This window comes from Exiguobacterium aurantiacum (assembly GCF_024362205.1).
Classification (GTDB): Bacteria; Bacillota; Bacilli; order Exiguobacteriales; family Exiguobacteriaceae; genus Exiguobacterium; species Exiguobacterium aurantiacum_B.
In genome coordinates this window covers 770,801-794,757 of the sequence record NZ_CP101462.1, presented here as the reverse complement: position 1 = coordinate 794,757, position 23,957 = coordinate 770,801, and the positions used below count along the sequence as shown (strand labels likewise).

The 23,957-nt window shown below is 55.2% G+C and carries 20 protein-coding genes, 1 pseudogene and 1 riboswitch; of the genes and pseudogenes, 6 read left to right on the top strand and 15 right to left on the bottom strand.

Going from position 1 to position 23,957, the window contains the following annotated elements:
- Positions 1-26: 26 nt before the first annotated feature.
- The 4 genes from NMQ00_RS04145 to gatC all read right to left on the bottom strand — a co-directional run bounded on the left by NMQ00_RS04145 (position 27) and on the right by gatC (position 4,277).
- Positions 27-1,028: a diacylglycerol kinase gene (locus tag NMQ00_RS04145; protein WP_214760348.1), complete on the bottom strand. Its 1,002-nt coding sequence runs from the start codon at positions 1,026-1,028 to the stop codon at positions 27-29.
- A 61-nt stretch (positions 1,029-1,089) separates the two neighbouring features.
- Entirely contained in the window at positions 1,090-2,520 is a 1,431-nt protein-coding gene (gene gatB / locus NMQ00_RS04140; RefSeq protein WP_255178062.1) for an Asp-tRNA(Asn)/Glu-tRNA(Gln) amidotransferase subunit GatB, read from the bottom strand.
- Positions 2,521-2,532: 12 nt separating this feature from the next.
- The gene (gene gatA, locus NMQ00_RS04135) at positions 2,533-3,975 is read right to left on the bottom strand and encodes an Asp-tRNA(Asn)/Glu-tRNA(Gln) amidotransferase subunit GatA (RefSeq protein WP_255178061.1); all 1,443 of its coding nucleotides are present in this window, start codon (positions 3,973-3,975) and stop codon (positions 2,533-2,535) included.
- A gap of 11 nt (positions 3,976-3,986) precedes the next feature.
- Positions 3,987-4,277: an Asp-tRNA(Asn)/Glu-tRNA(Gln) amidotransferase subunit GatC gene (gatC, locus tag NMQ00_RS04130; protein WP_021066487.1), complete on the bottom strand. Its 291-nt coding sequence runs from the start codon at positions 4,275-4,277 to the stop codon at positions 3,987-3,989.
- A gap of 217 nt (positions 4,278-4,494) precedes the next feature.
- On the opposite strand from gatC, the gene NMQ00_RS04125 reads away from it, so the two are divergent.
- Positions 4,495-6,198 (top strand): methyl-accepting chemotaxis protein, encoded by a 1,704-nt coding sequence (locus NMQ00_RS04125; protein ID WP_255178060.1) that lies wholly within the window; start codon positions 4,495-4,497, stop codon positions 6,196-6,198.
- Between the two features lie 323 nt (positions 6,199-6,521).
- On the opposite strand, the gene NMQ00_RS04120 is transcribed toward NMQ00_RS04125, so the two are convergent.
- The 3 genes from NMQ00_RS04120 to NMQ00_RS04110 form a co-directional block, all read right to left on the bottom strand.
- A complete protein-coding gene (locus tag NMQ00_RS04120; RefSeq protein ID WP_255178059.1) occupies positions 6,522-7,895 on the bottom strand; it encodes an alanine/glycine:cation symporter family protein in 1,374 nt (457 codons plus the stop codon).
- Positions 7,896-8,126: 231 nt separating this feature from the next.
- Positions 8,127-8,564, bottom strand: a complete 438-nt coding sequence (bcp, locus tag NMQ00_RS04115) for a thioredoxin-dependent thiol peroxidase (RefSeq protein ID WP_255178058.1) — start codon at positions 8,562-8,564, stop codon at positions 8,127-8,129.
- 12 nt (positions 8,565-8,576) lie between these two features.
- Positions 8,577-9,392, bottom strand: coding sequence for a nuclear transport factor 2 family protein (locus NMQ00_RS04110; RefSeq protein ID WP_255178057.1), 816 nt, complete (start codon positions 9,390-9,392; stop codon positions 8,577-8,579).
- Between the two features lie 172 nt (positions 9,393-9,564).
- Between NMQ00_RS04110 and pruA the strand changes: the two genes are divergently transcribed.
- On the top strand, positions 9,565-11,109 hold the full coding sequence (pruA, locus tag NMQ00_RS04105; protein ID WP_255178056.1) for an L-glutamate gamma-semialdehyde dehydrogenase: 1,545 nt from the start codon (positions 9,565-9,567) through the stop codon (positions 11,107-11,109).
- A 55-nt stretch (positions 11,110-11,164) separates the two neighbouring features.
- Positions 11,165-11,533, top strand: coding sequence for an iron chaperone (locus NMQ00_RS04100; protein WP_255178055.1), 369 nt, complete (start codon positions 11,165-11,167; stop codon positions 11,531-11,533).
- Positions 11,534-11,582: 49 nt separating this feature from the next.
- Here the strand turns inward: NMQ00_RS04100 and NMQ00_RS04095 are convergent.
- From NMQ00_RS04095 to NMQ00_RS04070, 6 genes and pseudogenes are all read right to left on the bottom strand, one after another.
- A pseudogene (locus tag NMQ00_RS04095) lies at positions 11,583-12,010 on the bottom strand (ZIP family metal transporter).
- A gap of 96 nt (positions 12,011-12,106) precedes the next feature.
- The gene (gene ribH / locus NMQ00_RS04090; protein ID WP_255178054.1) at positions 12,107-12,571 is read right to left on the bottom strand and encodes a 6,7-dimethyl-8-ribityllumazine synthase; all 465 of its coding nucleotides are present in this window, start codon (positions 12,569-12,571) and stop codon (positions 12,107-12,109) included.
- The gene (gene ribA, locus NMQ00_RS04085) at positions 12,571-13,752 is read right to left on the bottom strand and encodes a GTP cyclohydrolase II (RefSeq protein ID WP_255178053.1); all 1,182 of its coding nucleotides are present in this window, start codon (positions 13,750-13,752) and stop codon (positions 12,571-12,573) included. Before ribA ends, ribH begins: the two co-directional genes overlap by 1 nt.
- A complete protein-coding gene (ribE, locus tag NMQ00_RS04080; RefSeq protein WP_255178052.1) occupies positions 13,752-14,393 on the bottom strand; it encodes a riboflavin synthase in 642 nt (213 codons plus the stop codon). Before ribE ends, ribA begins: the two co-directional genes overlap by 1 nt.
- Positions 14,374-15,453 carry a bifunctional diaminohydroxyphosphoribosylaminopyrimidine deaminase/5-amino-6-(5-phosphoribosylamino)uracil reductase RibD gene (gene ribD, locus NMQ00_RS04075; RefSeq protein ID WP_255178051.1) on the bottom strand — a complete coding sequence of 360 codons (1,080 nt, stop codon included), beginning with the start codon at positions 15,451-15,453 and terminating at the stop codon, positions 14,374-14,376. Before ribD ends, ribE begins: the two co-directional genes overlap by 20 nt.
- A gap of 152 nt (positions 15,454-15,605) precedes the next feature.
- A riboswitch (FMN riboswitch) is annotated at positions 15,606-15,748 on the bottom strand.
- Between the two features lie 93 nt (positions 15,749-15,841).
- Entirely contained in the window at positions 15,842-16,654 is an 813-nt protein-coding gene (locus NMQ00_RS04070; RefSeq protein WP_214763452.1) for an undecaprenyl-diphosphate phosphatase, read from the bottom strand.
- 451 nt (positions 16,655-17,105) lie between these two features.
- Between NMQ00_RS04070 and NMQ00_RS04065 the strand changes: the two genes are divergently transcribed.
- Positions 17,106-17,747: a homing endonuclease associated repeat-containing protein gene (locus NMQ00_RS04065; RefSeq protein WP_233004553.1), complete on the top strand. Its 642-nt coding sequence runs from the start codon at positions 17,106-17,108 to the stop codon at positions 17,745-17,747.
- A 370-nt stretch (positions 17,748-18,117) separates the two neighbouring features.
- Here NMQ00_RS04065 and NMQ00_RS04060 read toward each other — a convergent pair whose 3' ends face one another.
- Both NMQ00_RS04060 and NMQ00_RS04055 read right to left on the bottom strand, forming a co-directional pair.
- Positions 18,118-19,800, bottom strand: coding sequence for a GGDEF domain-containing protein (locus NMQ00_RS04060; RefSeq protein WP_255178050.1), 1,683 nt, complete (start codon positions 19,798-19,800; stop codon positions 18,118-18,120).
- 121 nt (positions 19,801-19,921) lie between these two features.
- On the bottom strand, positions 19,922-20,752 hold the full coding sequence (locus NMQ00_RS04055; protein WP_255178049.1) for a DegV family protein: 831 nt from the start codon (positions 20,750-20,752) through the stop codon (positions 19,922-19,924).
- 168 nt (positions 20,753-20,920) lie between these two features.
- Between NMQ00_RS04055 and NMQ00_RS04050 the strand changes: the two genes are divergently transcribed.
- Together NMQ00_RS04050 and NMQ00_RS04045 are read left to right on the top strand one after the other, a co-directional pair.
- The gene (locus NMQ00_RS04050; RefSeq protein WP_255178048.1) at positions 20,921-21,619 is read left to right on the top strand and encodes an ABC transporter ATP-binding protein; all 699 of its coding nucleotides are present in this window, start codon (positions 20,921-20,923) and stop codon (positions 21,617-21,619) included.
- A 5-nt stretch (positions 21,620-21,624) separates the two neighbouring features.
- Positions 21,625-23,946 (top strand): ABC transporter permease, encoded by a 2,322-nt coding sequence (locus NMQ00_RS04045; protein ID WP_255178047.1) that lies wholly within the window; start codon positions 21,625-21,627, stop codon positions 23,944-23,946.
- The last annotated feature ends 11 nt before the right edge of the window (positions 23,947-23,957 follow it).

Sequence of the window (23,957 nt, the reverse complement as noted above, 5' to 3'; positions counted from 1 at the left end):
CGGCGTGTGCGCCACGCCGAGCCGAATCATTCTGCTTTCTCGTTTGACACGTTGAACAGCTGTTTAATCATCTGTTCGCGTTCATACTGGGCGTTCAGGTCTTCCATCTCACGGATGCGCGCGTTCGGTGCGAGCACCGTCAAGTGACGGAACAAGTTCCGCATCTCGCCCGTGCATTCGCCGCCGTATTCTCCGTCGATGTTGAGACTCATCCGTTCCGTCGTCGTCTTCATCTTGACGCGTCCCGTCTTGACGTGCTCGACGAGCGGGCTCGACAAGTGCTCACCACGGAGCAACAAACGGACGACGTGGATGAACTCGAACAAGTTACACTTGCGCAAGATGAACAAGTCGAACAGTCCGTCGTTCAATGACGCGTGCGGTGAGATCTTCTCAAAGCCACCGACCGAGTTCGAGTTCGACGTGAGGAAAATCATGACCTCGCCGCTAAACGTGCCCTCGTCGTGCTCGAGCTCGATATACGTCGGCTTGATGAGTGGAAGCTTCTCCATCCCTTTGACGTAATAGGCGAGCTGGCCGAGCGCCGTCTTCAGTTTCGACGGTACCTCATACGACAGTTCCGTCATAATCCCGCCGCCGGCGATATTAATGAAGTAGTGGATGTCGCCTTTCTCTCCTTCAATCTCACCGAGGTCGACCGGCATCTCGAATCCGTCACAGATGACGTCGAGGGCGCCGACGACGTTGAGCGGAATCCGCATCGCTCGGGCAAAGTCGTTCGTCGTACCGACCGGGATGAGCCCGATCGTCGGACGCGTGTCGAGCGGGGCGAGTCCCGAGATGACCTCGTTCAGCGTCCCGTCCCCACCGGCCGCGATAATCAAATCGAAGTCGGCCTCCGCGGCCCGAACGGCCTCGAGCGTCGCGTCGCCGATTGCTTTCGTCGCGTACGTCGACGTCTCATAACCCGCATCCTCGAGGCGGTTCAAAATGTACGGGAGTTCCCGTTTGATCACTTCTTTTCCAGATGTCGGGTTATAGATGACCCGTGCGCGTTTTCGTTGCATAATGTTCTCTCCCCATGCTCAAGTCGAGCGAAAAGCGAGACACAAGTGCCTCGCCGCTTGTTTAGCGTTTGGCGATCTCTTCGTGGAACAAGCCATCGAGGAGTGCCGGGTTCGCCATCCCTTTCGTCTGCTTCATGATTTGCCCGATGATAAAGCCTTTGGCACGGTCTTTCCCATTCTTAAAGTCTTCAATCATCTGCGGATGCGCTTCGAACAAGTCGAGGATGTAGCCGCGGAGCAAGTTTTCATCCGAGATTTGGGCGAGACCGTTCGCTTCGACGTACGCCTTCGGTTCGGCGCCTTCTTCGATCATGGCTGTGAACACACGTTTGGCGATCTTCGAAGAAATTGTACCTTCTCCAATCAAACGAATCAACTCCGCGAGCGAGCTCGGCGTCAATTTCATCGTCGCGATCGTATCGTCCGATTTGTTCAAGTGACCGAGCACTTCGCCCATGAGCCAGTTGGCGGCCGCTTTCGGTTCGGCACCGGCCGCAGTTGTCGCTTCGAAGAAGTCCGAGAACTCCCGCGTCGACGTGAGCGCCTTGGCGTCATAAGCCGACAAGCCGTAGTTGTTCATATAACGTTCGCGACGTGCGACCGGAAGTTCCGGAAGCGTGGCGCGGATGCGTTCTTTCCATTCCTCATCGATTTCGAGACGGACGAGGTCCGGCTCCGGGAAGTAGCGGTAATCGGCCGCCCCTTCTTTGACACGCATGAGAATCGTCTTCTTCGCCGCCTCGTCAAAACGGAGCGTCTCTTGACGCATGACGCCACCTGTGATGAGCAGTTTGCGGTGACGGTCTTCCTCATACTCGAGCGCCTTCAAGACGTTCGAGAACGAGTTCAAGTTTTTGAGCTCCGTCTTCGTGCCGAACGGCTCTTGCCCGAACGGACGGACCGAGATGTTACAGTCGCAACGAAGCGACCCTTCTTCCATCTTCACGTCCGAGACGCCGGCGAACGAGAGCACTTCTTTCAAGCGCTCGAGGTAAGCGACGGCGTCTTTCGGTGAGCGCATGTCGGCCTCACTGACGATTTCGATGAGTGGTGACCCGGTCCGGTTGAAGTCGACGACCGAATGTTTCTCGCCCGTGTGGTTCATCTTCCCAGCATCTTCCTCGAGATGGACGCGTTCGATGCGGAACCGTTTCATCTCACCGTCGACTTCGACGTCGACGTGACCGTTGAAACCGATCGGCTGGTCGAACTGCGAGATTTGGTACGCTTTCGGCGTATCTGGATAAAAGTAGTTCTTGCGGTCGAATTTCGTATCGGTCGCGATTTCGCAGTTGAGTGCCATCGCGGCCTTGATGGCGAGATTAACCGCCTCTTCGTTCAATTTAGGCAAGACGCCCGGGTGTCCGAGACAAATCGGACACGTCTGTGTATTCGTTTCGGCACCGTATGTGCGCGAGCAGCCACACCAAATCTTCGACTTCGTGCTCAGCTCGGCGTGCACCTCGATCCCGATGATCGTTTCAAAGTTCATCGTACGTCCTCCTTAGAGCTGTGGCATCTTGAAACCGCCGTTTGCTTGTTCAAAAGCATGGGCCACGCGGTAGAGTGTTGGTTCGCTGAAATGGTTCCCGATGATCTGTAAACCGACCGGGAGGCCTTCTGACAAGCCGGCCGGTACCGAGATGGCCGGAACACCAGCCAAGTTGACCGGGATCGTCATAATATCGTTGGCATACATCGTGAGCGGGTCTTCGAGCTGGTCACCGAGTTTGAACGCGACCGTCGGCGCAGTCGGTCCGATAATCGCATCGTAGTCGGCGAACACCTTCGCGAAGTCTTGCTTCATGAGCGTGCGGACCTGTTGTGATTTCTTATAGAACGCATCGTAATAACCCGAGCTGAGTGCGTACGTCCCAAGCATGATGCGGCGTTTCACTTCTTCCCCGAAACCTTGTTCGCGCGAGTACGTGAACACTTCTTCAAGCGCATCGGCCTCGGCGCGGCGTCCATAACGGATGCCGTCAAACCGGGCGAGGTTCGAAGATGCTTCCGATGAAGCGAGTAAGTAGTACGTCGGGAGCGCATATTTCACCGTCGGGAGCGAGACGGTCTCGACCGTCGCACCGAGCGACTTGAGCGTCTCGACCGCTTGTTCGATTTGTTTACGGACACCTTCCGACACCCCTTCGGCCATGAACTCTTTTGGTAGTGCGAGCTTCATGCCTTTGATGTCGCCGTGAAGCGATTCCGTGTAGTCCGGAAGGTCGACCGTCGCTGACGTCGAGTCCATGTCGCAATGACCGGCGATCGCATTCAACAAGTAGGCGTTATCTTCTACCGTACGTGTGAGCGGACCGATTTGGTCGAGCGACGAGGCGAACGCGACGAGGCCGTAACGTGAGACGAGACCGTACGTCGGTTTCATCCCGACGACGCCACAATAGGCCGCCGGTTGACGAATCGAGCCACCCGTGTCCGAGCCGAGGCTGAACAAGACTTGACCGGCCGCGACCGTTGCCGCTGAACCGCCTGACGAACCGCCTGGCACACGCGTCGGATCCCACGGGTTACGGACGACTTTGAACGCCGAGTTCTCGTTCGATGAACCCATCGCGAACTCGTCCATGTTGAGTTTCCCGATCGTGACGGCACCGGCGTCATGGAGACGCTCGACGACCGTCGCGTCATGGGCCGGGACAAAGTTCTCGAGGAACTTCGAGGCACACGTCGTGCGTGTCCCTTTCGTGACGATGTTGTCTTTGACGCCGATCGGCAAACCGAAGAGCGGGTTGTCCGATGTCTTGGCGAGCTCGTCCATCCGTTTCGCCTGTTCGAACGCGTCTTCGTTGAGCGTCAAGAAGGCACCAATCTTCTCGTCGGTCGCCTCGATGCGGTCAAATGATTCTTTGACGAGGTCGGATACCGTGACTTCGCCTTCTTTTATAAGCGTATGCAGCTTGGCTACACCGTGATTAAATAAACTCATGAAGGGCCTCCTTATTCAAAGACCGCTGGGACACGGACTTGGCCGTTCTCCCAATCAGGTGCCATCCGTTCGACTTCCTCGCGTGGAAGTGAAGGACGAACCTCGTCTTTGCGTAGTACGTTTTTCAAATCTAGGGCATGGGTCGTCGGGATGACGCCCGTCGTATCGAGTTCATCGAGTTGCTCGGCGAACTCGAGGATTTTTGTCAATTGCTCCGTGAAGTGCGTCACTTCATCTTCCGTGATCGCAAGTCGGGCGAGTCCGGCGACGTGCCGAACTTCAGCTTCTGTGATTCGAGCCAAAGGTTCCACCTCCAACAGTTTTCAATACATCGTCCATTATCATACCACTTTTTCATAAGACAAAAAAGAAAATCCCATCTCGTCAATGATGAACGATTTTTTGAAAAGTTAGGGAATCCGCCTACACTATTGACTCGTTTCCCAAAACCCCTATTCGGTACGTCCCTCAATCTCATTATGCTTAGGAAGAAGCATTATTTTTTCGAGGAGGATCCCTATGTCAATCCGTAACAAATTGATCGTCGCGTTCACCGTCTTGCTCGTGTTGTTGCTCGGGGTGAGCGGCTACTCGTTCTATGCCTTGAACGCCTCCAAGGACGCTCAGAAAGACATGAACGTGTCATGGGTGCCCGGGATGGATCAAATCCATCAAGTCGACAAACAGTTGCTTGAGATTCGTCAGCAGATGATGCGTCATGCCCTGGTCGATGACGAGGTGACCAAACAAAATGTCGAAACGAACATCGAAACGGGCATCACGATTTTAGAGCAACAGATGACCGGTTATGAGTCGACCATCATCACTGAAGCCGACCGGGAATTGTTTGAACAGGCAACGGCCCAATGGACGGCGTTTCGAACGAACATCGATGAGTTGGTAAGCATCTCGAACGAATCCGGGCAAGCTGACGCCGACGCCTATATCCGTGACACTGCCACACCTGGTGCCGACGCCCTGTCCAACACACTCGGTCTGCTCGTCAACTTGAACCGCGACGCGATTCGGTCTGACACGGAATCCGGTGAGGCGCTGTTCGAACAAGTCCAGTTCACACTCCTGATCATCATGGCCGCAGCTGTCGTCTTCACGGTATTGATGATGGTATTCATCTTCCGCTCCATCTTTGAACCGCTCAACGAATTCAAAGTGAAGATGCGCGAGCTCGCCACGAGTCAAGGCGATTTGACGACCGCCATCCCAGTGAAGCGACGTGACGAGTTCTCGGGACTCGCCCGCGATTTCAACCAATTCCTCGCCAACCTCCGTCAACTGATTCTCCAAGTGAACGGCGTGTCACGCGGGATGACCGAACAATCCGCTCATATGTACGACGAATTGAAAGCGCTTGATACGTATATGACGACGACCGCCGCGACGACGGAAGATTTGACAGCCGGCATGCAACAAACGGCCGCAAGTGCCCAAGAGATGAACGCGTCGGCCTCTGACATGGAACGGACACTACACAACATCGTGACGATGGCCGCCGAACGAAAAGCCGAGGCCGCACAAGTCGATGCCCGCGCCGTCGCTTTGCGTGACCATGCCGTCGAGGCGAAATCATCCGCACTCAGTGTCCTGTCGTCGACACGTGTCAATTTGGAGAAAGCGATGCAGGACGCCAAAGCTGTCCGGGAAATCGCGACACTCACGAATGACATCCTCGACATCGCCGCCCAGACGAACCTCTTGTCCCTCAACGCTTCAATCGAAGCGGCACGGGCCGGTGAAGCGGGACGCGGGTTCGCCGTCGTCGCCGACGAGATTCGGAAACTGGCGGAGACGAGCCGGACGACCGTCGAACGGATTCAAGCCATCTCGACGACCGTGCTCCACTCCGTCGACCATTTAAACGACACGTCGAGCGAGATGCTCGGCTTCCTCGATACGAACGTGTTGAAAGATTACGATCAACTCGAAGAAGCGGCCGAACGCTACAGCGAGGATGCCGGGCGATTCGAGACGACCGCCTCGGAATTCGCCAACGCCGCCGTCGAACTCGAACAGTTGACGTCGAACATGATCGGTGTCATTCAAGACGTGGCCGTCACGGTCAACAACGGTGCGCTCGGGACACAAGAGATCGCCGAAAAAGTGACGATGTCCGTCGACCGGTTCAGCGAGTTGAACCGAGTCACCGAGGTTTCACAACAAAAAATGGATGAGTTGAACGAGTTGATCGGTCAATTCAAAGTGTAAACGGTTGATGCACCGATTCGCGAAAAGCGAGTCGGTGCATCTTTTTTTTAGCCTAGGTGTGATCATTGCGATTTTGATCCGAACACGGCCTCTCGACGCCTCAGAACATGACAAACGGCCGCCCGAAAGCGACCGTTTGCGTGGCTCATCCGACGGCGCCGAAGACTCCTGAGGGACCAGCGAGCGAAGAGAGACCCAGCAGCGTTAAGCGATGCGGCTCCCTGCTCGCCCCTAGGAAAGCGGAGGCGCCAAAAAGGATGAGCTGTAAAACATGTATTGATTTGCAAAAGGAAGCATCCTCATGCGAGGATGCTTCCTTTTGGTTAAGCGGCTTGCCGCAGTTCTTTTTGTCGTTCGAGCTCGAAACGCTTCGTCTCGGCGACGACGACACCCGACAAGAATAAGAGACCGATCAAGTTTGGAATCGCCATCAGTCCGTTGAAGACGTCTGAGATGGCCCAAATCAGATTCAAGTTCGTCGTCATCGCACCAAGTCCGGCGACGAGGATATACACCATCCGATACGGCACGATGGCTTTCTCCCCGAGCAAGTAATAGACCGACCGTTCCCCGTAGTAACACCACCCGATCACCGTCGAGAAGGCGAAGAAGACGAGCGAGATTGTGACAATCAGTTCTCCGATCGGACCGAGGAAATACGCGAATGACGCTTGCGTCAACTCGATGCCTTGCAGACCGCTCGTGTACTGACCGCTCATGACGATCGTCAATCCGGTAATTGAACAGACGATCAGCGTATCGATCAACACTTGCGTCATCGAGACGAGCGCCTGCCGTCCCGGGAAATCGGTCTTCGCGGCAGCTGCTGCGATTGGTGCCGAGCCGAGGCCCGCCTCGTTCGAGAATACGCCGCGTGCGACCCCGTATCGAATCGCGGCACCGAGCGCCCCACCGCCGATGGCTTCCGCGCTGAACGTGCTCGAGAAGATGGTCGCGAACGCCGACGGAATCAACTCGAAGTTCATGACGAGAATGACGAGACCCCCGCCGACATATCCGATAATCATGACCGGCACGAATACGCCGACGACTTTCCCGATCGATTTGACGCCACCGAGGATGACGAATCCGGTCAGCACCATGAGCACGATGCCAGTCACGAGCATCGGAATCCCGAATGACGTGTTGAGCGCCATACTGATCGAGTTCGTCTGGACGCCGTTACCGATACCGAACGCGGCGATTGCCGCAAACAAGGCGAACGTCATGCCGAGCCACTTCTTCTTCAAGCCGTGCTCCAAATAATACATCGGTCCGCCGGCAATCTCGCCCCGCTCATCGACGACACGATATTTGACGGCGAGAATCGCCTCGGCGTACTTCGTCGCCATCCCGATGAAACCGGAGAGCCACATCCAGACGATGGCGCCCGGTCCCCCCAGGACGACCGCCGTCGCGACGCCGACCATGTTCCCGGTCCCGACCGTGGCCGCGAGCGCTGTCATGAGCGCTTGGAAGTGCGAGATGTCACCGCGTTGCTTTTTCTGTTTCTCCGCTTCCGCTCCCGTTTTCGGTTTCGGGAGAAACGCTTCTTTCAAGCCGAACCCAAGCCGCGTCACTTGGATAAAGCCGAGTCGGAACGTCAAATAGATGCCTGTCCCGATCAGTAAAATGAGGAGATGCGGTCCCCAGACGAGGTTGGATAGACTCGTCACCCATGATTCAAATTGCTCCATACGTTATACGCCCCCTATGTAAATCTGGTGTTCACCGTTCCTTCATATTTTTCAGAACATTCTCAACTTCGTCAAGTTGACAAATGAGCCAAACATCTGATATCAACGTAACACTTTCGTAATATACCTCTCTCGCGTATTGAAACGCCTTGATTTCGACTTTAGTATTTGAAATAAATCTGTAATGACGTCAACAAAAAAAAACGGCTCCCCTGAGGAAGCCGTCCTGTCTCATTTTGTGAGCGCCGCGACGACCTCGTCGACGTGCCCGTTCACTTTCACACTGCGCCACTCCTGTTCGATATAACCGTCCTCGTTGATGAGGAACGTCGAACGGACGATACCGTAGTACTCTTTCCCGTAATTCTTTTTCAACTGCCAGACGCCGTACAGTTCCGACACCTCATGCGTATCGTCGACGAGTAAATCGAACGGCAGCTCGTGCTTGGCGATGAAGTTTTGGTGCTTCTTCTGACTGTCGGCCGAGATGCCGAGGACGACGGCACCGTTCAGTCTCGGTGTCGCATCGCGGAAGTCACACGCCTCGGTCGTGCAGCCCGGTGTCGCATCTCGCGGGTAGAAATAAAGAACGACTTTCTGACCCCGATAGTCCTCGAGCGAGATCATGTTCCCGTTTTGGTTCGGTAATGTGAATGTCGGTGCTAACATGTTGTTTCCTCCTTATCCGAACGACGGATCGACGAGATTCTCGTCATAGCCGTCAATCGCTTGTTCTAATTTTTGTTTGAGCGGTTCGAGCGCCTCGAGGTACTCGACCGGGTCTTCCCTCGCAGCGGCTTTTTGGAGCGCCGCCTCGTTGTCGGTGTACCACGTCCGGTACGCCTCGAAGTAGCCGGTCATCGTGTCTTGATTCTCCGGTACGGTGAGTGTCTCAGTCATGAGCAAGAAGACGTTATTGTCGGCCTCGAGCGCGATGTAGTCGGTTTGGGCGTTCACTCGGTCGTAAATCGGACCGGCCTCGTCTTCCGGCACTTCGGCGAGACGGGCGTTCGCTTCCGCATTCACCCCGTACTCGTTCGCCTCGATCCCTGTCAACATGGCCCCGACCTCCCCGATCACGTCAGCTGGGAGCAAGGCCGGCGTGATAACGAGTTTCCACGCATCATCTTCTTTGATGGCGACTTTCGAGAGTCGGTTCGGCAGTTCGTTGCCGTCGGCGTCTTCCATCTCGTGGACGATAAAGGCGACGTCCCCGTCCTCGTTCACCCAGCTGTCATACATATCGCCCGGTGTGAGTTCACGCGTCTTCGCGCCCGTCGCCGGGATGTCGGTCAATTCGCCCGCATAATCGATTGCTTTAAGCGCGGCGGCGTCCCCATCTTCGAGTGCTTGTTGATACGAGGCATACAGCGTCTCGACCGCTTCCGGGAGCGGCGTTTTCGTCTCTTCGGCGGCCTCTTCCGTCGGTGCTTCGTCCGCCGTCCCGCATCCTGCGAGCAACACGGTCAGCGCGAGCGGCAACATCCACTTGTTCATCGAATCATTCCTTTCACAAGACGTCCTGTACCCTCATCCTACCATGACTCGATTTCGAGCGAAAACGACACGCTTTTCTGGAAAATTGTTTCACTAGGATTTCACGAAGATTTTCGATACAATACAGACGTAAGCGCTTAACTGCTTGATCACTTTTTAAGGGGGAACGAGAATGATTCCATACAAACATGAACCATTCACAGACTTTACAAACAAAGAGAATGCCGCAGCCATCCAAGCGGCAATCGAGAAAGTGAACGGTGAGCTCGGGAAAGACTATCCGCTCGTAATCGGTGGGGAAAAAGTTACGACGGAAGGCAAAATCACGTCTTACAACCCGGCCAACAAAGAAGAAGTCATCGGACACGTCTCTAAAGCGAACCAAGAGCTCGCGGAGCGTGCGATGCAAGAAGCACTCACAGCGTTCGACTCATGGCGCCACGTCGACCCGGCCGTCCGTGCCGACGTCTTATTCAAAGCAGCGAACATCGTCCGCAAGCGCAAGCACGAGTTCTCGGCTTACCTCGTCAAAGAGGCAGGCAAGCCATGGAACGAAGCAGATGCGGATACAGCGGAAGCGATCGACTTCATGGAGTACTATGCGCGTCAAATGCTCGAACTCAAACCAGGTAAAAAAGTCGAGAGCCGTCCGGGCGAATACAACCGCTATGACTACATCCCACTCGGGGTCGGGATCGTCATCAGCCCTTGGAACTTCCCGTTCGCGATCATGGCAGGGACGGCCGTCGCGGCCATCGTCGCCGGTAACACGATCCTCTTGAAACCGGCTTCGACGACACCGATTGTCGCCGCGAAGTTCGTCGAGGTAATGGAAGAGGCAGGCCTCCCGAAAGGTGTCCTCAACTTCATCCCAGGACCAGGCGCTGAAGTCGGTGACTACCTCGTCGACCATCCGAAAACACGCTTCATTAGCTTCACGGGTTCACGTGACGTGGGCTTGCGCATCAACGAGCGCGCCTCGAAATTGAACGACGGCCAAATCTGGCTCAAACGCGTCATCGCGGAGATGGGCGGAAAAGATACGATCGTCGTCGACGAATCAGCGGACCTCGAACTCGCGGCCCAATCGATCGTCAAATCGTCGTTCGGCTTCTCAGGTCAAAAATGTTCGGCTTGTTCACGCGCAGTCATCGTCGACAGTGTCTATGACACGGTGCTCGATCGCGTCGTCGAATTGACGAACGAACTGTCGGTCGGTAACACTGAGCAGAACGAACACTTCATGGGGCCGGTCATCGATGCAGCCGCGTTCAAGAAGATCACGTCGTACTTCGACGTCGCCAAAGAAGAAGGCAAGATCGTCGCTGGCGGGAAAGCGGACGACTCGACAGGCTACTTCGTCGAGCCGACGGTCGTCGCCGACGTCGCACCGACAGCACGCCTCATGCAAGAAGAAATCTTTGGACCAATCGTCGCTTTCACGAAAGCGAAAGACTTCAAAGAAGCAATCGACATCGCCAATAATACGGAATACGGCTTGACGGGTGCCGTCCTTACGCGTGACCGCTCGAACCAAGAGTACGCGCGTCAGAATTTCCACGTCGGGAACTTGTATTTCAACCGTGGCTGCACAGGCGCCATCGTCGGCTACCAGCCGTTCGGCGGGTTCAACATGTCAGGCACAGACTCAAAAGCAGGCGGACCGGATTACATCCAGCTCCACATGCAAGCGAAAACGACGTCTGAGACGTTTTAATCCATCAGCCCGGCTCATCTGAGTCGGGTTTTCTTATCACCAAAGGAGGATTCTCATGGAGACGTTTGACGATTTTTTAGCAACGGTTGACGATCCGGAACGCCGGGCCAAGCTGGACGACGTATTCGTATGGGTCCGGAAGACGTTCCCGCAACTCGAGGAGCGCATCGCCTGGAATCAGCCGATGTTCACCGATCATGGCACGTTCATCATCGCCTTCAGTGTGGCCAAGGCGCACTTTGCCGTCGCCCCAGAGGCCGTCCCGCTCGAGGTGTTCACCGAACGAATCCGCCAAGCGGGCTACACGCAGACGAAGCAGCTGTTCCGCATCAAGTGGGACCAAGCCGTCGACTACGACTTGCTCCGTGTCATCATCGCGTTCAACATCGAGGATAAGGCCGGTCACACGTCGTTCTGGCGTTGACCCGAAAAAAGGAGCGGAGACGCATATGTCACCGCTCCTTTGCTGTGGCTTATCCTAACGCCACGTCCAACATCATCATGATTGTGAAGCCGAGCATGAGTGCCATCGACGCCATATCTTTATGTCCGTTCTCTTGCGACCCCGGGATCACCTCTTCGACGACGACGAAAATCATCGCCCCGGCGGCAAAGCTGAGCGCGAACGGTAACAGCGGCTCCATGGCGAGTACAGCCCAGACGCCGACCAGGGCGGCATCGCGTCTTGTTCCGCCATCTCGATCGCCGGGGCGAGCAGTGACCAAAAACTGGCCGCAATCATGACACCCCCGGCAAACCCGAGCATGCTGTCCATCAACCGCTCGTTAATCGACTTCGTCATGAAAACGACGGCCGCCCCGAGCGCGGTCATCCCCCACGTGAACATCGTCCCGAGCAACGCCTGCATGGCCGGGCTCAAATCTACCACCCATTCCCACATCCGTGTCGCCCCCTTTGCACTCTATTCTTTTCCCGCCATACATGCGTCGCTAACGACAAAAAAAGAGGAGAGCTGGTTCGCTCTCCTCCATCATTATTAAAACGTGCGCATCAAGTTCGCCATCTCGATGGCCGCCGTCGCCGCTTCCCAACCTTTGTTCCCGGCTTTCGTCCCGGCCCGCTCGATCGCTTGCTCGATCGTCTCGGTCGTCAAGACGCCGAAGATGACCGGCACTTCTGACTGATAACTCGCTTGGGCGACACCTTTCGCCGCTTCGCTGCAGACGTAGTCGAAGTGCGGGGTTGCCCCACGGATGACAGCACCAAGTGTGATGACAGCGTCATACTTCTTGCTCATCGCCATCTTTTTGGCGACGAGCGGGAGTTCGAACGCTCCCGGGACGAATGCGATCTCGACGTCATCTTGTTCGACGCCGTGGCGCTTCAACGCGTCTTTCGCCCCGTCGAGCAGGCGCATCGTGATGAGATCATTGAACCGTCCGACGACGATTCCGACTTTCAAGCCTTTTCCAACTAAGTTTCCCTCAAATGTGTGCAACATTATTCTTCTCCTCCAAAGTGGTTCATTTTTTGTTGTTTCGTCATTCGGTACTTCTCGTTCGCCGCATGGGCGCCGACGATAATCGGGACACGTTCGATGACCGTGATCCCGCACGCTTCCAAGGCGTCGACTTTTTCCGGATTGTTCGTCATGAGCCGGACGTTCGTGATCCCGAGGTCACGAAGCATCGCCGCACCGACCCGGTAATCACGTAAATCGGCGTGCAGACCGAGCGCAAAGTTCGCCTCGACCGTATCCAGCCCTTGTTCCTGTAACTCGTACGCTTTCAATTTATTAAGCAAACCGATGCCGCGACCTTCTTGTCTCATGTACAAGATGACACCGCCTTCGGCTTCCACTTTCGCCATCGCGGTATCGAGTTGTGGCCCGCAATCGCAACGATATGAGCCGAATACGTCGCCGGTCAGACACTCGGAATGGATGCGGACGAGCGGCGCATGTTCGAGCTCACCTTTCAGGAGTGCGACGTGCTCTTCCCGGTCGAGGACGTTCCGATAACCAATCAATCGGAAGTCCCCTTTCATCGAGGGGAGCGATACGTCCGCCTCTCGCTCGACGAGGTCTGTCTCCATATAGCGGACGAGCGCCTCAATCGTGATGAATTTCAAATCATGCTCTTCCGCGACGAGTTCGAGGTCCGGCACCCGGGCCATCTCGCCGTCTGGGCGGATAATCTCACAGATGACGGCGACCGGTTCACTTCCGGCGAGTCGCGCCAAATCGACCGACGCTTCCGTATGTCCGCGTCGTACCGAGACTCCTCCTTTTTTCGCGATGAGCGGGAAGATATGTCCCGGACGTTGAAAATCAGCCGGACGGGCGTTGATGTTCGCGAGTTCGCGGACCGTATGGGCCCGTTCGCTCGCCGAGATGCCCGTCGTCGAATCGACGTGATCGACGCTGACCGTGAATGCTGTCCCGTGTGGATCGGTGCTGTTTACGACCATCGGCTGCAAATCGAGCCGAACGGCCACTTCTTCGGCGAGGGAGGCACAGACGAGCCCTTTCCCTTCCGTGATGAGGAAGTTCATCGTCTCCGCTGTCATTTTATCCGCGAGGACGACGAAGTCCCCCTCGTTCTCCCGGTCCTCATCGTCGACGACGATAATCGGTCGTCCCATCTTCAATTCTTCGACTGCTTCTTTAATCGAGTGGAACATTACCATCCCGCCTTTCCATACCCTTGCGACGCCAGTGATTCAAGCGTCATCGGTTTTTGATTTACGAGTTTTTCCATATATTTAGCCAACATGTCACATTCCAAATTGACCGCGTCTCCTGCCTGTTTCATCCCGAGCGCCGTCTCACTGTACGTATGTGGGATGAGCGACAACGTGAACCCGCGTTCGGTGACATCAAACACCGTCAAGCTCGTCCCGTCGACCGAAATCGAACCTTTCGGGACGATATAGCGGAGGAGCGACGGCTCACAGCTAATGTCGACATAGACGGCGTTCGCGAGCGACCGTTTTTTCACGATGCGCCCGACGCCATCGACGTGACCCGAGACGAAATGGCCGCCGAAGCGTCCGTTCGCGGGCATGGCCCGTTCCAAGTTGACGTTCGTGCCGGGGCGGACCCCGTCAAGACTCGACGCCTTGAGCGTCTCCGGCATGACGTCGACCGAGAAACTGTCACGATCGAACGTCGTCACCGTGAGACAGATGCCGTTGACGGAGATGCTGTCACCGAGCTTAACATCCTCGAGGACGATTTTCCCGCTGAGCGTGAGTCGGAGAGACGGACCGTTCCGTTTTACTGCCTTGACACTGCCGATTTCTTCAACGATTCCCGTGAACATTGGACTCCTCCTTTCGCATGATCAGTTTGATGTCGGTGCCGAACGTCTCGACAGACCTGACGTCGAACCGTTCGATCGTCTCGAGCGGACCGTCCTGGGGCGAGCGGTAAAAACCGCCTTTGCCGCCGAATACGCGTGGCGACTGGTACATGACCCACTCATCGACGAATTGTCCGTCAAGGATCGATGTGACGAGCGTCGGTCCCGCTTCGACGAGCAGGCGGCCGATGCCGCGTGCGTAGACGTCTTGCAGGACAGCTCCGAGCGACGTGTAGTCGGCGATCTCGACGCCATAGGTTGCCATCGCTTCACGTTTTGCTTGGTCGTCCGACGTCGTGTACAGAAGCACCGGGGTGTCATTCGCCGTTCGAACGAGCTGGCTCGAGAGCGGCGTACGCAAATCACGGTCGAGCACGATCCGGAGCGGTTGTGTCGTCTCGCGGTCGAGCCGGACGGTCAGGCCTGGATCATCAGCGAGGACGGTGCCGACACCGGTCAATACGGCATCGACCGTCGCGCGCAGTTCATGAACGTCCCGTCTCGCTGCTGTCCCGGTCACCCACTTGCTATCACCGTTATCGAGCGCGACTTTGCCGTCTAGGCTGGTCGCCGTCTTCAAGATGACGTAAGGCCGCTTCGTCTCGAGTGAACGCAAGAACGCCGTATTGAGCGCCCGTGCCTCGCTTTCGAGCAGCCCGACCTCGACGTCAATCCCAGCCGCTTTCAATCGAGCGATGCCGCGCCCTGAAACGAGCGGGTTCGGGTCCTCCATCGCGATGACGGCACGCTTGATGCCGGACTCGACGAGCAAATCGGCACACGGCGGCGTCTTGCCGTGATGCGAGCACGGTTCGAGCGTGACGTAAATCGTCGCACCGTACGCGGCAGCGCCGGCCATGCGGATGGCGTGCACCTCGGCATGCGCTTCCCCTGCCTTCAAGTGAGCGCCGAACCCGACGACCCGGCCGTCCTTGACGACGACGGCGCCGACACGCGGATTGATGCCGGTTGATGAGGCGGATTGGGCCAATTGGATGGCTTGTTGCATGTACTGTTTCATAATCTCCCTCCTTGTTTCGTACAAACAAAAAGACCTCAAGGAATGGTCCTCAAGGTCTCGGTGGGAGTCGCTCGTCGTCATTTGGCCAAGCCAAATAAGCGTTTTCTTTACAGAAAAACGTACGACGAACTACAGGTCGCGTGGACCTGTTTTGTTTCCTTCTCCCATCCAGACTATACTGTCGGCTCTAGAATCGCACTAGATCCACCGTTCGCACACGTGCGCCCGGGTCACGGACTTAAGGCTCGCGCCCATCACCGCCGGTTGGGACTTTCACCCGACCCCGAAGGAATATTTGTTTGTACATCTTCACTTTAGCGCAAAAGCGAAGCAATCGCAAAACGAAATGCGCAAAAAAGCGCCACTCGAGTGAGCAGCGCCTTGGAAATCAAGCTAAGAATAAAACGACGAGGAGACCGACGATCCAACAGTAGAACGAGAAATACTTGAGCTCGCCTTTCGCCATGATATGTTGGAACCATTTGAGCGAGATCGCCGTGAGCGCATACGAGGCGATGAACGCCAAGATAAGCGGTCCGAACAGTTCACGCGTCTCCGGATTTGTGAACAGAGCCGGCCCATCCAAAATCATCGTCCCGAGACTGACCGGGATGAACAAGAAGAACGAGAAGCGGAGCGCCGACTCTTGTTTGATGCCGAGCAGCATCGCCATGACGATCGTGGCGCCGGAACGGCTGATCCCTGGGATCAGGGCGACCGCTTGGGCGAGTCCGATCAAGATGGCGTCGCGGAGCGTGATACCGCCGTCGCCTTTGTTCCCGCGCATGTTGCGGATGAACCAGAGCGCAAGCCCTGTCAAGATGAGCGTATAGCCGACCGTGGCGACACCACCGAGTGTCTCGCCTATCCAATCGCCGAACAAGACGCCGAGCAAACCGGCCGGGACGGTTGCGACGAGCAAGAGCCCGATGAACTTGACGTCGATCATCGTCTCGTCGCTGCGGTCTTTCTTAAATAAGAATGTCCATAGACTCACGATGAGACGGACGACATCTTTCCGATAAATCGTCAAAACGGCAAGGAGCGAGGCAAAGTTCACAAAAATTTCGAACGAGAGTCCCGGTAATTGGATATCAAACAGCTCTTGGAAGATGACCAAGTGACCACTTGACGAGATTGGGATCGGCTCCGTGAATCCTTGAATCAAGCCCAGCAGTAAATAGAATAACCATATTGTCATATCGTAATATCCTCTTTTCTTATAAACATCAATTTCATTATTTTAGCAGACCGCCTATTCTACTGACCACCCTTTCAAAAAAAATTCGTTATTTTCAAAACTTTCATTGATTAGTCTGAAAATTAAATTTATTATAGAAGAGTACTCAACTGGTGCAACGGTGATGACCCCATTGGCCAGTTGGGTACTTTTTCGTACAGAATATGACATTTTCGCCACCATAAAACTTTTTGTTTACAATTGAACCCATTTAATATTAAATTTGTAATAGAACTGTTACCATTTTTTCTAATTCCATACCAGACCTTAGACCTATCCGGTTTCAAATTTGGTATGAAAAACTTGAAAAATGCACTTATAAATTGTAAAAACTGGCCGATAGTATGATTGTAGAAGCAATTTCGTCATCTTTGTCGGTTCAGATATGAGTCCATGGAAGGAGGAACCATCATTGAGTCAAACGCTATCCACTAAATCCCACCACTTGTCCACCGAGCAACAGAGGATGATTCACTGTATCCGTCTACTCGGCGACTTGTTGAAGGAACGTCCACGTCGCTCTGTGTATCGCCGCTTCGCGATGGAACAAAGCTGGCCATCTCCCGAGTCGATCATCCGACAGTTCGGGTCATGGGCCGAGGCGCTCGCCATCGCCGGCTACGAATGGCATGGAGAGGCGACCGTCGACCTCCCGGATAAAATGCCGAAGTACACGCGTGAAGATATCATTGAAACGCTCGCACTCTACTCGCGTGATATGGGATCGATCATCACGCTCAAAAAATATCAGGAATGGCGCAAGCTTCATCCGAAAGCACCGAGCCATTACCATATCGTCAAGACGTTCGGCTCGTGGCACGACGCCTGTGCCGAGGCAGGACTTGAAGCGAGTGTGACCTATTCCAAATCCGAGCTCTCGAACGCACTCCGTGAAGCGATTCACGAGATGGGCTTCTCTCTTTCCTTCGAAGCGTATCGCGAATGGGCAAAACGAAACAACAAACCATCCACGAAAGCCATCCTTCATCGTTACGGCTCGTGGTCGGCGGCGATTCACGCGGTCGAGTCAGAAATCTTCAATCAGAAATTATAATTTTTCATTCATAAGGAGGACGCCGGGTATCCGGTGTCCTCCTTTATTTTGTAGGTGTACCGTTGTCGCTCGTCCTTTCGGCGCCCACGCTTTCTGCAGGCAATCCCGGAGCCACATCGCTTACGCTGCTGGGTCTCCGTCGGATTGCTGTCCTGCAAGAGTCGGGGCGCCGAGGGACGAGCGAATCGAATTCGATTTAATATTCGTTCAACGGCGCCTAGGGGAGAGCGATGCAAGGATGACCCCGTAAAGCGCGGCACGCGCTGCGGAGGCATCCGCATCGCCCCAGGAACGGAGGGCATCGGCCCAAGCATCGTTCATGTTGATCAGACAAAAAAGGAGAACACCGATGAGCCGGTGTTCTCCTTCATCATTGAATCCGTTCCGTCGACGTGTCGCGGTAATGAGCGACCCGGTCCCGTCCATTGAATTTCGCACCGATATACATGGCCCGGTCGGCGTGGCGGAGCAATGTATCGAGGTCCTCGTACTCGTGAATCGTCTCGATGCCGATGCTCGCCGTCACCTGGACTCGAATCCCTTCGGATCCGAACGGATGGTTGCGGAGTGCTTGACGAATCTTCTCACCCGTTACGATGGCTGCAGCCTCATCCATCCGTGGGAAGACGAAGACAAACTCTTCGCCGCCGTAACGGGTGACGAGGTCCCCGCTCCGGATGAGACGCATAAACAACGCGCCGGCCTCAATCAACACTTCATCCCCGAACGCGTGGCCGTACGTGTCGTTGATCGCCTTGAAATGGTCGAGGTCGACCAAGAACACCGACAACGGATAAGACGCGACATCATTCAACCGCTCTTTCGTCCATCGTTTGAGTGCCCGCTGATTCGGGAGACCGGTCATCGGGTCGGTCAAACTCTCATGTTGGAGCCGGTCCCGTTCGTCGATCCGTTCAAGCGACCACGACAGCGTCTTTAACAGACGATAAATCTCGACAGCGATGGCGTCTTCGTATGCCCCGTTCGCCGTCGTCGAGATCATGCAATTGACCGCGTTCGTCGTGCTCGACACCGGCTGGATGACAAGCGCGGAATGATGGAGTTCGGTTTGATGCGCTTGTAAGTCGGGATGCCATTCATGGAGCGAATCGTACACGAAATACGGTTCATCCGCATCCCGGTGTCGCTCGAGCGTATAGGCGTCGGCGACTGGTTTCGACTTTCGTCCGCTGAGGTCATAAAACGTCCGCTCGCCGTCCCGATTGACTTGAAGCCAGCCCCGTTCCAGTTCGACGACTTCCCGTAGCCCGTTCCAAAATTTCTCGATGAGCAGTTGCTCGTTGTCGACCCGATAAAGCTGCTCTTTTAACCGCTCGACTTGGTCGACTTTTGACTGCGTCTCCTCGGTCTCTGTCGCTTTCGACAGCCCCATCTTCAGGAGCGACAAGATCAGGAACGTCGCCATCAACCCCGTATAGCCGAATAGTTGGAACGCCTCGATGGCGACCATCGTGAACAGTAACTCGAGCGAGATGACAAGCCAATCAAAACGGAGCAGGCGCCACATGATTGGGAGCGGGATTCGTTCTCCAATCAAGAAGCGCGACATGCCAAAACTAAAGCCGAGGACGAGGAACAAGACGGCGAAGAAACCGAGCAGCGCCGTCCCTTGCTCGAGCAGATGGACGTTCGGTCCAATTTGTCCGCCGAGCCGCAAATAGACGAGCCCCGGCAAGACGAGCAGCATCGCTTCAATCAGCGTATTGAGCGGATAGAAATGCAAAAAACGCCGACGTCCGACTCTGTTCGTGAACGTCCGGGCCTGGAACGTGAGCAAGAGGAGCTGTCCCATCAACAAAGCGGGGAGCAGACCGTACAAGAAGAACGTCATAAAGACGAACATCTCATGGAACGTGAAGTGAAGGTGTCGCCGCTTGAGCGGATTCATGACAAACAAAGCGCCGAGTGTAAAGATGAACCAAAATAACGACCAATCAAACGTGCCGATGCCGAGCCACATGTAGGCGAGGATTCCCATGAAGACGAGCGACCACGAGAACCAGCTTCTGATGAGGTACTTCCGAAATCGCATCGTCTCCCCCCTTTTCATTATCATTCCTACATAGTATGAAGGGTTTTGGTGGAAGATTCCAGCAGTTGTTTGAAAGTTGTGACAATAAAAAAAGACCGCGACTCTCGTCACGATCCTGTCATCACTTTGCTTTTAAGAACGAAAAACCGATTGAGCCTGACCCCGTGTGGGCCCCAAGGAGCGGTGCGAGTGTGTCGACCCGAATTTTGGCTTTGTCGCCGAGCTCACGTTTCCACGACTCGGCCAGCTCTGGCACGTTCCCGTGGAAAATCGAGACGTCCGTGCACTCGCCCGATTCGATGACTTGACGGAGCGCTTCGAACAGTTGGGCTTGCGCCTTCTTATACGTCCGAACCGTTTGATACGGAACGATGAGACCGTCTTCGAAGCGAAGCACCGGCTTCAATTGCAACATATTACCGATGAGCGCTTTCGACTTCGAGATGCGGCCGCCTTTTTGCATTTGCGTCAAGTTTTGCAAAATCAATTCGATGTGGACGTCCTCGACCCGTTGTTTCATATACGCCTCGACGTCCTCGAGTGTATCCCCACGCTCGACGCGTTCAATCAACTCTTCGAGCATGAGCCCCATCGTATAAATACCGGCCCGTGAGTCGATGGCGAGCAGTTTGAACTCGGCAATCTCTGCGCCTTGAACCGAGGCCGAATACGTCCCGCTCAAGTCAGACGACAAGTGGACGGCGATGCCCATATCATATTGGTCTTTGATACTCTCATACAGCGTGACGAAATCGCCGATGGCCGGTTGGCTCGTCGAGACGCGTTCGCCTGCGTCGATCCATTCGTAGACGGTCTTGGCGTCGACCTCGACCCCGTCTTTAAACGGTTGGTCGCCTTTGACGACATAGAGCGGGACGATATGGATGTCCGGGTGGTTCTGAATCGAATCAGGAAGGACGACCGTACTGTCCGTAATGTAAGCAATTTTCATGTGTTAGCTCTCCTTCAATCTGAATTAGTACCTGGTAATATTATTTTATCACAGGTGAAGCGGTTTCACTATTTTTTCAAAATTGAAATCCTATGAAGTTTCACATATTCCCGTCCGCGATGTGCTCGAAACGGGTAAAAGATAACATCGGACAAAGGAGGAATCGGTATGATTCACATTCAGCACGTCAATAAAATCTATAAGACCGGGGACGTCGAGACCGCGGCGTTGAAAGAAATCGAGTTGACGATCAATGACGGAGCGTTCGTCGTCATCCTCGGCCCGAGCGGGAGCGGCAAGAGTACGCTGTTGAACGTCATCAGCGGCCTCGACACGGTGACGTCCGGCACGATCACGTTCGGTGACACCGTCTTGACGGACTTATCGTCCGAACAGATGACAGCGTTTCGACGCGACCATCTCGGCTTCATCTTTCAACAATATAATTTACTCCAAAACTTGACCGTCTACGAGAACGTTCAAATCGGGGCCGATTTATCGACCGACCCACTCCCAATCGAAGAGTTGTTAGACCAAGTCGGGTTGGAGGCTGCCCGTGACAAATATCCGTACCAATTGTCGGGCGGCGAGCAACAACGTGTCTCGGTCGCCCGGAGTCTCGCCAAAAATCCGTCCATCATCTTCTGCGACGAACCGACGGGCTCGCTCGATGAGGACAATTCAAAACGGGTGCTCGAATTGCTCGAGCGCTTGAACGAGACATATAACAAGACGGTCGTCGTCATCACCCATAACACGGGCATCAGCGAGATGGCCGACGACGTCATCAAAATGAACTCGGGCCGGATTGTGGAATACACGCATAACCCGGTCCGTAAAGCCGCTCGCGACATCCATTGGGGGTGAGACAGATGCTGTATAAAAACGTATGGAAAACGCTCGCTGGCAAATGGATGCAGCTCCTCGCCATCGCCGTCATCATCGTCATGAGCTCGCTCACGTACACGATGATGTTTTACGGCATCAGCGGGATCGAGGTGCCGACCGAAGACTACCTCGCCTCCTCGAATCAAGAAAATTTCGCCGTCGAGATGCTGAACCGGGTCACGGAAGAAGAAGCGGCCTTGCCGGAACTGGCGGACTTCATCGCTTCCGGCCGCTTCACGCTCTCGGACTTGCAACGTGTCGACGAGGCGGCGTTCGATGACTTGATCGCGGCACGCATCGACGCCGTCGAGGACGAGATGGACGGCGCGACGCTCGAACTGCGCGCCTCGAAACTGATCAATTATCCGTTCGGATCGAGCGAGCACCGCGGACTCGTCTTGAAAGAAGCGGACACGATCAACGTCTCGTATCTCGAGGCGGGCAAGCGGCCTGAGCGAGACGACGAGGTCGCCATCAACACGAAGTATGCGGAGAAGAACGAGATTGAGGTCGGTGATACGATCGACCTCGGCTCGCCGTTCACGGTGAGCGGGTTCGTCTTGTTCCCGGACTACACGCTCCCGCTGTTTGATGAGAACTTCTTCAACTTGGACCCGGGCACGCAGACGCTCCTCCTGATGACGGACGCCGCCTACGACGAGGTCGTTGGAACGGAGTCGTTCCGGCTCGCCGGCATTACCGATGGGACGGTCGTGACGGACGTCGAGCTCCCGTTCGTCATCTCGATCATGGAGACGGAGAACATTATGCGAAGCGGCGCCATCTATAGCGAGATCTCGTCCGGTAAGGCGATGGCACTCGGCTTGAGCCTGTTCATCGTCTCGATCGCCGTCATCATCGTCGCCATCCTGATCTCGAACATGCTCGAGGCCGAACGCGGGCAAATCGGCCTCTTGAAAGCGATCGGCTACAACCGCCGGCAAATCGCCCTGCCGTATCTAGTCTTCATCTTGCTGTTCGCGACGCTCATGCTCATCATCGGCTATTTCCTCGGGCTCTACTTTGCCGAGCCGCTCAAAAATTTGTATCTCGACTTCTATCTGTTGCCGTCGATCACCATCGCTCAAAGCCCGCTCGTGTTTCTCACGGCCGTCTTCGCCCCGCTTTTGTTCTTCGCGCTCGTCGCAGGGGCCGTCATCTATAAAATCATGGGCGAGAGCGCCCTCGCCTTGCTGTCGCCTCGAGACAATGTCTCGTTGAACCGACTGAGCCGCATCGTCAGCCGTCTGCTCCGGAACGCGCGCGGCAAGACGAAATTCAAATATTTATATGCCGTCAAAAGCACGGGCAGCTTCATCATCTTCTTTTTCGGTATCCTGTTCTCGACGCTCCTCATCGTGTTCGCCTTGATGATGAACGGGGCCGTCGACCGGATGACGGTCGGCGAGTTGAATGAGGCCGACTATGAATATGAGGCATACACGACGACGCAACCCGCGCTTCGTGACGGACAAGAGCCGTTCCTCACTTATCCGTTCGCGTTCGTCGAAGACAAGCTCGTCACGTTGAAAGGACTCGATGAGACGAATACGCTCTATCGTCTCACCAACGCGGACGGAGATGACTTGACGCCCGCCTCAGACGAGATCATCGTGAACGCCTCGCTCGCCTTGAAGCTCAGTCTCGAGGTTGGGGACACGATTGACATCGAACTCGATAACGAGACGTTGTCTTACCGAATCCGCGGCATCGCTGACGAGTATGCGGGCGACGTCGTCTATCTGCCTCGGGTGACGCTCAGCGAACAGTTGTCGGACGGGACGACACGTGACTTGTTCAACGGCATTTACGCGACCGAACGGCCGGATGAGACAGATTATCCGACGGTCATCTCCCGGAGCGGACTGATCGAGCAGTCCCAGTCGATCAATGAATATATGAACTTGATGATGAACGTCATGATCGGCGGGTCCGCGTTGATCGCCTTCAGTATCCTGTTCGTCTTGACCGCGCTCACGGTCGAGAAGAACTATTACGTCATCTCGCTCTTGAAAGTGATGGGCTACGACCGGCGCGAGGTACGCTCGATGATTTTGAACAGCTACTTCATGTACGCGCTCGTCTCGGCACTTCTCAGCATCCCGATCGCCCTCATCATCTTGCGGGTCATCATCGTCGTGTTCGCGGAAGATTACGGCCTCGTCCTGCCGCTCGAGTTCGAGTGGGTGTACGTGCTGTACACGCTCGGTGCGGTGACGCTCCTCTTCTTCGCGAGCACGTTCATCAGCCGCCGCAAGATTGATCAAATCCCGCTTCAAGAAGTATTGAAGACGTATCAAGAATAATTTTTCGCCAA

Excerpts from the sequence above, each read along its gene's own strand:
- NMQ00_RS04070 (WP_214763452.1), bottom strand. The coding sequence starts at position 16,654 with ATGACAATATGGTTATTCTATTTACTGCTGGGCTTGATTCAAGGATTC.
- NMQ00_RS04055 (WP_255178049.1), bottom strand. The coding sequence starts at position 20,752 with ATGAAAATTGCTTACATTACGGACAGTACGGTCGTCCTTCCTGATTCG.
- NMQ00_RS04120 (WP_255178059.1), bottom strand. The coding sequence starts at position 7,895 with ATGGAGCAATTTGAATCATGGGTGACGAGTCTATCCAACCTCGTCTGG.
- ribA (WP_255178053.1), bottom strand. The coding sequence starts at position 13,752 with ATGTTCCACTCGATTAAAGAAGCAGTCGAAGAATTGAAGATGGGACGA.
- NMQ00_RS04100 (WP_255178055.1), top strand. The coding sequence starts at position 11,165 with ATGGAGACGTTTGACGATTTTTTAGCAACGGTTGACGATCCGGAACGC.
- NMQ00_RS04110 (WP_255178057.1), bottom strand. The coding sequence starts at position 9,392 with ATGAACAAGTGGATGTTGCCGCTCGCGCTGACCGTGTTGCTCGCAGGA.
- bcp (WP_255178058.1), bottom strand. The coding sequence starts at position 8,564 with ATGTTAGCACCGACATTCACATTACCGAACCAAAACGGGAACATGATC.
- ribD (WP_255178051.1), bottom strand. The coding sequence starts at position 15,453 with ATGAAACAGTACATGCAACAAGCCATCCAATTGGCCCAATCCGCCTCA.
- NMQ00_RS04050 (WP_255178048.1), top strand. The coding sequence starts at position 20,921 with ATGATTCACATTCAGCACGTCAATAAAATCTATAAGACCGGGGACGTC.
- ribH (WP_255178054.1), bottom strand. The coding sequence starts at position 12,571 with ATGTTGCACACATTTGAGGGAAACTTAGTTGGAAAAGGCTTGAAAGTC.
- gatB (WP_255178062.1), bottom strand. The coding sequence starts at position 2,520 with ATGAACTTTGAAACGATCATCGGGATCGAGGTGCACGCCGAGCTGAGC.
- gatA (WP_255178061.1), bottom strand. The coding sequence starts at position 3,975 with ATGAGTTTATTTAATCACGGTGTAGCCAAGCTGCATACGCTTATAAAA.
- NMQ00_RS04045 (WP_255178047.1), top strand. The coding sequence starts at position 21,625 with ATGCTGTATAAAAACGTATGGAAAACGCTCGCTGGCAAATGGATGCAG.
- pruA (WP_255178056.1), top strand. The coding sequence starts at position 9,565 with ATGATTCCATACAAACATGAACCATTCACAGACTTTACAAACAAAGAG.
- NMQ00_RS04145 (WP_214760348.1), bottom strand. The coding sequence starts at position 1,028 with ATGCAACGAAAACGCGCACGGGTCATCTATAACCCGACATCTGGAAAA.
- NMQ00_RS04060 (WP_255178050.1), bottom strand. The coding sequence starts at position 19,800 with ATGCGATTTCGGAAGTACCTCATCAGAAGCTGGTTCTCGTGGTCGCTC.
- NMQ00_RS04125 (WP_255178060.1), top strand. The coding sequence starts at position 4,495 with ATGTCAATCCGTAACAAATTGATCGTCGCGTTCACCGTCTTGCTCGTG.
- ribE (WP_255178052.1), bottom strand. The coding sequence starts at position 14,393 with ATGTTCACGGGAATCGTTGAAGAAATCGGCAGTGTCAAGGCAGTAAAA.